The 10,147-nt window shown below is 43.3% G+C and carries 7 protein-coding genes; 4 read left to right on the top strand and 3 right to left on the bottom strand.

What is annotated here, in order from left to right:
* The first annotated feature begins 356 nt into the window (after positions 1-356).
* The 4 genes from AACQ17_RS01925 to AACQ17_RS01910 all read left to right on the top strand — a co-directional run bounded on the left by AACQ17_RS01925 (position 357) and on the right by AACQ17_RS01910 (position 5,198).
* Entirely contained in the window at positions 357-2,306 is a 1,950-nt protein-coding gene (locus tag AACQ17_RS01925) for a PTS mannitol transporter subunit IICBA (RefSeq protein WP_094133869.1), read from the top strand.
* A 116-nt stretch (positions 2,307-2,422) separates the two neighbouring features.
* The gene (locus tag AACQ17_RS01920; protein ID WP_094147879.1) at positions 2,423-3,571 is read left to right on the top strand and encodes a mannitol-1-phosphate 5-dehydrogenase; all 1,149 of its coding nucleotides are present in this window, start codon (positions 2,423-2,425) and stop codon (positions 3,569-3,571) included.
* Between the two features lie 61 nt (positions 3,572-3,632).
* Positions 3,633-4,163 (top strand): MltR family transcriptional regulator, encoded by a 531-nt coding sequence (locus AACQ17_RS01915; RefSeq protein WP_094147878.1) that lies wholly within the window; start codon positions 3,633-3,635, stop codon positions 4,161-4,163.
* A gap of 105 nt (positions 4,164-4,268) precedes the next feature.
* On the top strand, positions 4,269-5,198 hold the full coding sequence (locus AACQ17_RS01910; RefSeq protein ID WP_064626980.1) for a Gfo/Idh/MocA family protein: 930 nt from the start codon (positions 4,269-4,271) through the stop codon (positions 5,196-5,198).
* On the opposite strand, the gene nhaD is transcribed toward AACQ17_RS01910, so the two are convergent.
* The 3 genes from nhaD to AACQ17_RS01895 form a co-directional block, all read right to left on the bottom strand.
* On the bottom strand, positions 5,195-6,643 hold the full coding sequence (nhaD, locus tag AACQ17_RS01905) for a sodium:proton antiporter NhaD (RefSeq protein ID WP_094147877.1): 1,449 nt from the start codon (positions 6,641-6,643) through the stop codon (positions 5,195-5,197). The two genes, AACQ17_RS01910 and nhaD, sit on opposite strands and share 4 nt — an antisense overlap.
* 169 nt (positions 6,644-6,812) lie before the next feature.
* A complete protein-coding gene (locus AACQ17_RS01900; RefSeq protein WP_029189696.1) occupies positions 6,813-8,117 on the bottom strand; it encodes a dicarboxylate/amino acid:cation symporter in 1,305 nt (434 codons plus the stop codon).
* Positions 8,118-8,599: 482 nt separating this feature from the next.
* Positions 8,600-9,043, bottom strand: coding sequence for a DoxX family protein (locus AACQ17_RS01895; RefSeq protein WP_013868258.1), 444 nt, complete (start codon positions 9,041-9,043; stop codon positions 8,600-8,602).
* Positions 9,044-10,147 lie beyond the last annotated feature (1,104 nt).

Raw genomic sequence — 10,147 nt, 5'->3', positions numbered from 1 at the left:
TAATTGTGATGTTTATCACTTTTGGTTCTTTAATTTTTAATAATTAGAGTGAAATTGTGATTTAAATCTCTTTTTTATTAAAAGTTAAAATTCAAAAAGTATGATGTTGGTCGTTTAAATCTTATTGACAAGTTGTATTTTTGTTTTTTGTTGTAAATTTACATGTCAATTTAATGACCATGATCACGAAGAAATGATTTGTAAGCTAGGATTTATGAGGGGCTGATCACGAAAAACCCGTCGTCAGTTCCAGAATGAAATTGTGTGGTAAATTGATTGTGTACTAAGCAATCAACGGTTTTTCGCAGAACCGTTACAACAACAATATTCATCAGAACATCGAACGGGGAATCCACATGATATCACCAGATGCAAAGATCAAGATACAAAATTTTGGTCGCTTCTTATCTAACATGGTTATGCCAAACATTGGCGCGTTTATCGCGTGGGGCTTTATAACCGCACTATTTATCCCAACGGGTTGGCTACCGAATGAAACGTTAGCATCTATGGTTGGGCCGATGATTACTTACTTATTACCACTGCTGATTGGTTACACGGGTGGTAAATTGGTTGGTGGAGAACGTGGCGCTGTTGTCGGTGCCATCACCACAATGGGTGTGATTGTCGGAACAGATATCCCCATGTTCATGGGAGCCATGATGGTTGGTCCTATGGGTGGTTGGGCGATCAAAACCTTTGACCAACGTGTTGAAGGTAAAGTAAAAAGCGGTTTTGAGATGTTGGTAAACAACTTCTCGGCAGGCATTATTGGTATGCTTGGCGCAATCTTGGCGTTTTACCTTATTGGGCCATTTGTCAAAGTGCTCTCTGGTGGTTTAGCCGCAGGCGTAAACTTCCTAGTTTCAGCACACCTTTTACCACTCACCTCTATTTTTGTTGAACCCGCGAAGATCTTGTTCCTTAACAACGCGATTAACCACGGTATTTTCTCACCGTTAGGTATTCAACAAGCCAGTGAAATGGGGCAGTCAATCTTCTTCTTAATTGAAGCAAACCCTGGCCCTGGTCTCGGTATTTTGTTGGCTTACATGGTGTTTGGTAAAGGTACAGCACGTCAAACAGCTGGTGGCGCTTCCATCATTCACTTCTTCGGCGGCATCCATGAGATTTATTTCCCATACATACTGATGAATCCACGTCTGATTCTTGCAGCGATTGCTGGTGGTATGACAGGGGTGTTCATTTTGACTCTCTTCAATGCAGGTATTGTTTCTCCAGCGTCTCCTGGCTCTATCTTTGCAGTGCTACTGATGACACAGAAAGGATCGATTGTTGGCGTATTATGCTCAATATTTGGTGCGGCAGGTGTGTCCTTTACCGTTGCGTCATTATTGATGAAAGCACAGAGCAGCACCGAGGAAGAAGGTGATGAAGCGGCGTTAGAAAAAGCCACATCACAAATGAAAGAGATGAAATCGAGCGCAAAGGGCAATGTGACGGCGGCTTCTCAAAAAAGCAATATTGATTTAGCCAACGTGAAAAGCATTATTGTTGCTTGCGATGCGGGTATGGGTTCAAGCGCAATGGGCGCAAGCATGCTGCGTAAAAAAATCAAAGATGCGGGCTTAGCGATTCACGTCACTAACCTTGCCATCAATAGTTTGCCGGAGAACGCAGAAATCGTGATTACTCATAAAGACCTGACTGGCCGCGCACGCACACATGCACCCAGTGCACAGCATATTTCACTGAGCAACTTTTTAGACAGTGAAATGTACAACCAGCTTGTGACTAAGCTTTTGGCAGCTCAACGCCCTAAGGCGGCGAATGATAGCGATGTGGTTAAAGTATCCATCCTCGCTGCGAATGACGACAGCTTTGAAATTCAAAAACCGTCCGTTTTTCAAATCCAAAAAGAAAACATTCACTTAGGTTTGAATGCCGCTAATAAAGAAGAAGCCATTCGTTTCGCTGGCAATAAGTTAGTTGAGCTTGGCTATGCGGAGCCTGAGTATGTTGATGCCATGTTTGAACGTGAGAAAATGGTATCCACTTATCTTGGAGAATCGATTGCCGTTCCTCATGGCACCGTCGCCGCCAAAGACCGTGTGATTAAAACGGGTATTGTGATTTGCCAATATCCTGCTGGTGTGCAGTTTACGGACGACCAAGATGGCGTAGCGAAACTAGTTATCGGTATTGCCGCCAAAAATGATGAACATATTCAAGTTATTACCACCATTACCAACGCACTCGATGAGCCTGATGCTATCGAGAAGCTCACCTCAACCAGAGACGTGAGCGATATCTTGGCCATCCTATCGGGTAACCAAGCAGCGTAACGCTTTTGCTCCTGAGGCAAAACGAGGTCGGCTGTTCCCCTATACTGCTGACCTCACCTCAATTGAAGTATTAAGCGCTCTTTTCTCTTTTAGATAAGTTTTTGGTAGGTAAGATTATGAAAAATGCAGTACATTTTGGCGCGGGTAACATTGGTCGTGGTTTTATTGGTAAATTATTGGCCGATGCAGACATTGAAGTGACTTTTGCCGATGTAAATGAACCTTTGGTCGATCAATTGAGTCATCGTCAAGAATACAAAGTAAAGGTAGTGGGTTCTGAGTGCAAAATTGATACTGTCACTCATGTCACTGCGGTGAATTCAGCCAGTGATGATGTGATTGATCGCATTGTAAAAACGGATTTAGTTACTACAGCTGTCGGCCCTGCAGTGCTTGATATCATTGCGAAAACGATCGCCAAAGGCATCACCAAAAGATTTGAAGCGGGCAATGAACAGCCACTCAATGTGATCGCTTGTGAAAACATGGTGCGCGGTACAACACACCTGAAAGGCGAAGTGTATAAATATCTAGACCCATCGCTGCATGCTAAAACCGATGAGTTAATTGGTTTTGTCGATTCCGCGGTGGATCGCATTGTGCCACCTGTCGAAGCCGCGAACGATGACCCGTTGGCCGTGACGGTTGAAAGTTTCAGCGAATGGATTGTTGATGAACAGCAATTTAAAGGTGAGATCCCCAACATTGAAGGGATGGAAAAAACCAATAATCTGATGGCTTTTGTTGAGCGTAAACTCTTCACCTTAAATACTGGGCACTGCATTACCGCCTATTTGGGTTGTTTGAGTGGTCATAAGACGATTCGTGAAGCAATTGAAGATCCTGCAATTCGTCAGCAAGTGAAGCAAGCCATGCATGAAAGCGGTGAAGTACTCATTCGTCGTTACGGTTTTGACCCTGAATTGCACGCCGCTTATATCGAAAAAATATTGAGCCGCTTTGCCAACCCATATTTGGTGGATGAAGTGGATCGCGTTGGTCGTCAGCCAATACGAAAATTAGGCCCCAATGATAGATTAATCAAGCCATTACTCGGTACAATCGAGTACGGTGTTGAAAACAAAACGCTATTGAAAGGGATTGCGGCGGCCCTTAAATATACCAACGACAGCGATCCTCAAGCGGTCGAGCTTCAAACATCATTGAACCAATATGGCGTATGTAAAACACTGGCCCATTACACAGGGTTAGATGAGCAGAGCGAGCAGGTTAAGCAAATTGAAGCGATCTACAAACAGCTTTAATCACATAAATACTTTGGAGGGCGTTAATGCCCTCCCTTTATAACAACAATTAGTACAGCGTATGGCAGATAGAATTAACGAAAGCGATATAATTGAACGACTGAATAGTGCCCATTCGGTGCGCGGATTCTTTATTACGACGGTTGAAGTGTTCAATGAGGCGATTGATGCATTAATGCAACGCATTTTTCGCAAAGATAACTTCGCTGTCCAATCAGTAGTTGGCCCTCTATTGCAAGATTCTGGACCACTCGGCAACTTGTCTGTCAGGCTAAAACTGCTGTTTGGTCTTGGGGTATTACCTGATGATGTTTACCACGATATTGAAGATATCATCAAACTGCGTAATCAACTCAACAGTGATGGTGCTGAATACGTGTTCACCGACCCGAAAATTTTGGTGCCGATAAAAAAGCTCCATTTGGTGGCCAAAATGGGCATGGTGCAGTTGGAAGTATTGGAGCCGGATGGCGACATTGAACTGGATTTTTACCAGCTTCAACTTCAGCGTCAGCAACAAATCATCAAATCCGGGCTCTCATTGGCGATTGTCGAAATTTGCAATGAGCTGAACAAAGAGAGCCCATTTTAACCTCATCCCAGACAGGCAAGGATTGCCTTTTCACTGAGTTCTACACCTCCCTTTTTAATCTTCTTGTGTTAGCCTAACCTTCATCTAACGAAAAGAGATTTGATGATGAAAATTGGCATTATTGGTCTAGGTGATATCGCGCAAAAGGCGTATCTTCCGGTCATCACACAGCGCCCAGATTTAGAATTGGTATTTTGTACTCGTAATCCAGCTCTTGTTACGCAACTAGCGCAGCGTTACCGCATTTCAGAGAATTGCACGGATTATCGAGAGCTACTTGGCTATAACGTTGATGCGGTTATGATCCATGCGGCGACCTCGGCTCACCCTCAAATCGCCCAATTTTTCCTTGAACACGGAATTCCAACCTTTGTTGATAAGCCGCTAGCCGACAGCGCAAGCGCCTGTGAAATGTTGTATGATCTTGCAGAAAAGCATCGTCAACCTTTGTATGTGGGGTTTAATCGCCGTCATATTCCGCTCTATAACCAACACCTAAATGCAGTGCAAACTGGTAATAGAAACGACTTACGTTCGCTTCGTTGGGAAAAGCACCGCTATGATCTGCCCGGTGATGTGCGCACCTTTATCTTTGATGATTTTATCCATCCGCTAGACAGCGTAAACGTGAATGCTAAAGCCACATTGGATGATGCTTATATTACCTACCAGCAGCATCAAGGTCAGTTATCCCGCTTGGATGTTCAATGGCAACACGGCGAAAGTTTGCTGCATGCCTCAATGAATCGCCAGTTTGGCATAACCGCTGAGCGAGTCAGCGCGAGCTTTGTGAATGAAGGTTTTGAGTTTGACTCGTTTACACAAGGAAAACGTTGGCATCAAGGGCAAGAGCAAGCCCTTAGTTTAAAAGATTGGACGCCAATGCTGACCAGTAAAGGCTTTAGCGCCATGATTGACGATTGGATTGGCGTGATAAACAGCGGAAAGCTGGCTTCAGAAGTGGTGGCACGTAACTTGGCCTCGCACCAGCTGGCAGAGGCGCTGTGTCATTATATTGCGAAGCAAATTCGTTAAAACAAAGCGTGATTGAGTAGTAAGTGGACACCAATACTTGCGGCGTAGCCTGTTGCAATAATCGGTGTCCATTTTAGATGGCCTACAAAGGTGTATTTGCCGTGTGCAGCGCCCATCAGAGCCACTCCTGCGGCTGAGCCAATCGAGAGTAAACTGCCGCCGACGCCCGCTGTTAATGTGACGAGCAACCAGTTTCCGGTGGACATATCGGGTTCCATCGTCAGTACTGCAAACATGACGGGAATGTTATCGACAATCGCCGAAAGAAACCCAATCATCACGTTTGCCCATATGGGGTTCCATTGGCTATACATCACTTCCGAGATCAAGCCTAAATAACCCAGTAAGCTTAGCCCTCCTACGCACATGACCACCCCGTAGAAAAACAGTAGCGTATCCCATTCGGCGTGTGAAACTCGCTTAAAGACATCGAATGGCACCACAGAGCCAATACGTTTTAGGGCGGCCTCGTCATTATTTGCAATCGCAATTACGGTTTTTTTGGCCAGCGAAGTAGGTAAGGTTTTCCTGAGGAAATAGCCAAAAAATTGTAAGTAAGCGAGCCCCATCATCATGCCTATCACGGGTGGAAAGCGTACCACAGCATGGAATGCTACGGCGGTAGCAATGGTTAACATGAAAAGTACGACAATACGGCGGGCTCCGCGTTTAAGCTCGACATGTTCATGCAGGGTGGTTGGCTTTTCCTTGGGCAGAAAAAATGACATCAGCAATGCAGGAACAAGGTAGTTGATCACAGAAGGGAGAAACAGAGAAAGGAACTGTGAAAATGGCACATGGCCCGCTTGCCAAACCATTAAGGTGGTGATGTCTCCAAAAGGGCTAAAAGCGCCTCCGGCGTTAGCCGCTACGACGATATTAATACAAGCAATGTTGATAAAACGTGGGTTGTTTCCTGCCACTTTTAGTACGACAGCGCACATCAACAGCGCGGTGGTTAGGTTATCGGCAATTGGCGAGATGAAAAATGCAAGTAGCCCCGTGATCCAAAAAAGAGCACGAAAATCAAAACCTTTTCCCACCATCCACGCTTGTAATGCATCAAATAATCGCCGCTCTTCCATTGCACTGATGTAGGTCATCGCGACTAACAGAAACAGCAATAATTCGGCGTATTCCAGCAAATTATGCTCTAGCGCATTTTTGGCAATCTCGGTTAATTCATACTGCTGATAAACATAACCAATCATGGCCCAAATTAAACCAGCTGCAAGTAACACAGGTTTAGACTTTCGTAGCTTAAGGTACTCCTCCATCATGACCAAAGTGTATGCCAGAGTAAAAATGACTAAAGAGGCATAACCAATCGTTGAGTGCGTTAGATCTAACGAATCGATATCGTTAGAGGAAGCGGGAGCGACTGAAGGAAAGAGCAAAGTGCAGAACAAAAGAAGCCATGTGCGTCGAGGTATCATTGTGTTCACTCCTAGAAAGTTAGGCTGATAAAATTCTAGATCTATTGAAGATAGTTCGGTGTGAGATAGCTCCGATCTGCTTGATTTTTAATCTTATTCTTGACCTGTAAAGCAAATAAAGAAAAACCCTGTAGCAATAGCGACAGGGTTTGATTTTGATGAGTGGAAGTGAAGAAAGTTAGGCTTGAGCTTTTGCTAAATGGACTTCTTCTTCTTTCACGCCAGCTTGTGGATCATTAAAGCGAGCTTCATCTAACGCGCCTTCTGTTTTCGCCACAATAAGAGTCACACAGCTATCACCAGTAATATTGACTGCGGTGCGGATCATATCTAATAAGCGGTCAACACCCATAATCAAAGCAATACCTTCTAGTGGCAAGCCGACTTGGTTTAGCACCATCGCTAGCATGACAAGACCAACACCCGGAACGCCTGCTGTACCAACAGAGGCTAGTGTTGCCGTGAGGATGACCATCACGTAGTCACCCATGGTTAGGTCGATATTGAACGCTTGGGCAATAAATGCTGTCGCAACGCCTTGCATGATCGCTGTGCCATCCATGTTAACGGTCGCACCTAGCGGAATGGTGAAAGAAGCTATCTTGTTATCAACCCCTAAGCGGTTTTTAGCCGTTTCCATGGTGACGGGTATAGTCGCATTGGAAGAGGCTGTAGAGAAAGCGAACATAATGGCATCTTCCATTTTACGGAAGAAGGTGATTGGACTTAAACCAGTAAAGCCTTTCAACATCAAACTATAGGTGACAAAACCGTGTAGCAGCAGGGTAACCGTCAGTACTACGAAGTATTCTGCGAGGTTCAAAATGGCACTTAAACCAAGGCTGGTGAACAGTTTTGCCATCAGGAAAAATACGCCGTATGGAGCAAGGTTCATCAACAAGGCGACTAGTTTCATAATAACTTCGTTCAAGTCATTAAAAACGCCCGCAATACGCTCGCCCGGTTTACCCGCGGCACTGATGGCTATGCCAAATAGTACTGCAAAGACGATGACCTGCAGTGTTTTACCTTCTGCCATCGCGCTGATTGGGTTGGTCGGGAACATATCAATAAACACTTGGCCCAAAGAAGGGGCTTGCGCAGATTGGAATGAGCTTGCTGCGGTTAAATCGGCTCCGGACCCCGGTTGAAACACAGTGCCCATTGTCAGTGCCAGTGTGATGGCAATCGCAGTGGTTGCGATGTAAAAGGCTAGGGTTTTACCGCCCATGCGGCCAAGTGTGGTGAGATCTTTCAGTGAGCTCGTACCACAAACGAGAGAAACAAACACGAGGGGTACAACTAACATTTTTAAGCTGGCGATAAAGATTTTTCCGCCAACATCGAATAAGCCGTTAACGATATACGCGTCAACAAATCCGTTTTCAGCAAATAGGGCTCGAATGGCAAAGCCAGTCAAAATACCCGCTACCATACCTAAAATAACACGGCCGGTAAGCGACATCGGTTTTTTGGTATTCATTGTGAACACTCCTTTATTTTATGCACTTCGACATCATTTCAAAGCGTGCCGCAGGTTAGCAGGGCTGAGTGCAAATCAAAAAGTAAAATAATGTTAACGGTTAATTGCTGTGATCTTTATCACTTAAAACTGCCCACCTTTTACGTTTTAATAACCTATTTTTGGTTTTAAATTTTTATTTTTTATCATTTGGCAACACATGGGTCTTTTGTGTTAACAAATGTCACTATTCTCATCTAATGGTAATTCGCTAGTTTTCATTCAATTTTAAGCTCGTTTGGTTGCATATTTACCCATTAAGGTTGCTTTATATGAATAGGGTCTCAACGGCACTTTTATGTAGCATAAAAAGAAGGGCATGCAACACAAGTAGAGAAAGGAAGGAAAGTGATACTAAGTTGAATGTTATCGACTGAAAATCTTAACGTTTGAAGGAGGCTTGGCCTCCTTCAATGAAACGGTATGCTGGCCTTAGGCATAGATTATGCGAGCTTTTTATTTAACCAGTTATCAAGTGCCAATTTGCCAGCACCAGAGAAAACCAACGATACACTGGCTGCAAGCAGCGCAAGGCCAAACTCATAACCGTTATTAGCCATGAATAAGCCGTTACCTAAGTGTACAGAAGCGATTGCGACGATCATCGTAATAGAAAGAAGCAAGGCGGCAGGGCGAGTTAGTAAGCCAAGTAAAATGAATAGGCCCCCAAAGAATTCACCACTACCCGCTAAAAATGCCATCAGCACACCTGGGTTTAAGCCAATTGAAGCCATCCATTGACCTGTGCCTTCTAATCCATATCCTCCAAACCAGCCAAAGAGTTTCTGCGCACCGTGCGCCATAAAAATGATGCCAATTGGGAAACGAAGCGCAAGCGCAGAAAATCCAGAAGTTGATGTGGTTAGTTGTTTCAATAGTGCTTTCATTAAAGTGTCCTCAGATTCATTAAAAGGTAGTAGGTGCTCAGCGGCTTCCTAGCTGTTGGAGCCAGTGTAGAGTGATTCGTAACCTGAGATAACTCACTCCGTTTGATGATTAAGTTCGAAAAAATTGAACAAGATTTATATAGTACTTTTCTTAGCGCGGGGAATGTTGTGACCTTCTATCTATGATGAATCATGCCGATTGATCGTCTGATATCCCCTTCCTACTTGAAGCTGCAGCGGTGTTGGTTACGTTCGCTCACTTCATCAAATCGTTTATCTATACTCATGGGGGAAACTTACTTTCCAACCTACCTGCCACTTCAAGTTGTTTAGTTATACACAATATTATCATTTATACGGACACTAATAGCATTCGGATTGACCTGTATTTCATAGTAGTGTCTTTTCAAAGGAGCAGATAATGAATTAAAAAACGAAGAAGGTTACTAAAATAAACGGGCTACCTTTGGGTCGTTAGCTATATCTTTCTTTACAATGTCATCCATCATCTGTTTTCTCTTTCCCATGGTTTATAAAAAGTGCAAATATTAAAATAATGGAATAAGTGTCAAGAAATAATCAGATTTATGTCCGAATAGATAAATATCTTATTGTTTGGTCATTAGGATAAATAGTGAATTACGTTTTGATAAAATACCAAATTAGTTGGTTTACAGTTCCAGAAAAGTGCTCAGCCATAGATTAAAGAGCTTCGAGAATGAAGGCTTTTTCCTTCCCATTGAAAGCTGCAGCGATGTTGGCTACATTTTTAGCTATTGCTATGGGGTGCTCACTTACCATATCGACCTGCAACTTCAAGTTGTTTAGTCATAGACAGCCTAAACTGTATTTTTGCGCTTTTAAGTGCCTTTTTCATAAGACTCGTCGTTATCAAGAGTACCATCTTCTTTAATTTTCTCTGTTTATTGCCATCAAACAATAATAACTAATTTATTAATTACGGATTATTGTTTTTCTTTTGGCTTGATATTTTATTTAGCGCATTGCATTCATTTTTTTGAAAATTAGATCATCATTCAAATCTATAAAGTTTGATTATATTTAACCTTAACTTTATTGACTTAAGATCACGTTATTTAATTG

The organism is Vibrio sp. V10_P2A27P122 (assembly GCF_963874335.1).
In the GTDB taxonomy this organism is placed as follows: Bacteria; Pseudomonadota; Gammaproteobacteria; order Enterobacterales; family Vibrionaceae; genus Vibrio; species Vibrio anguillarum.
Note: the sequence above shows the minus strand (reverse complement) of the source record. Positions and strands in the feature narration are given on the sequence as shown.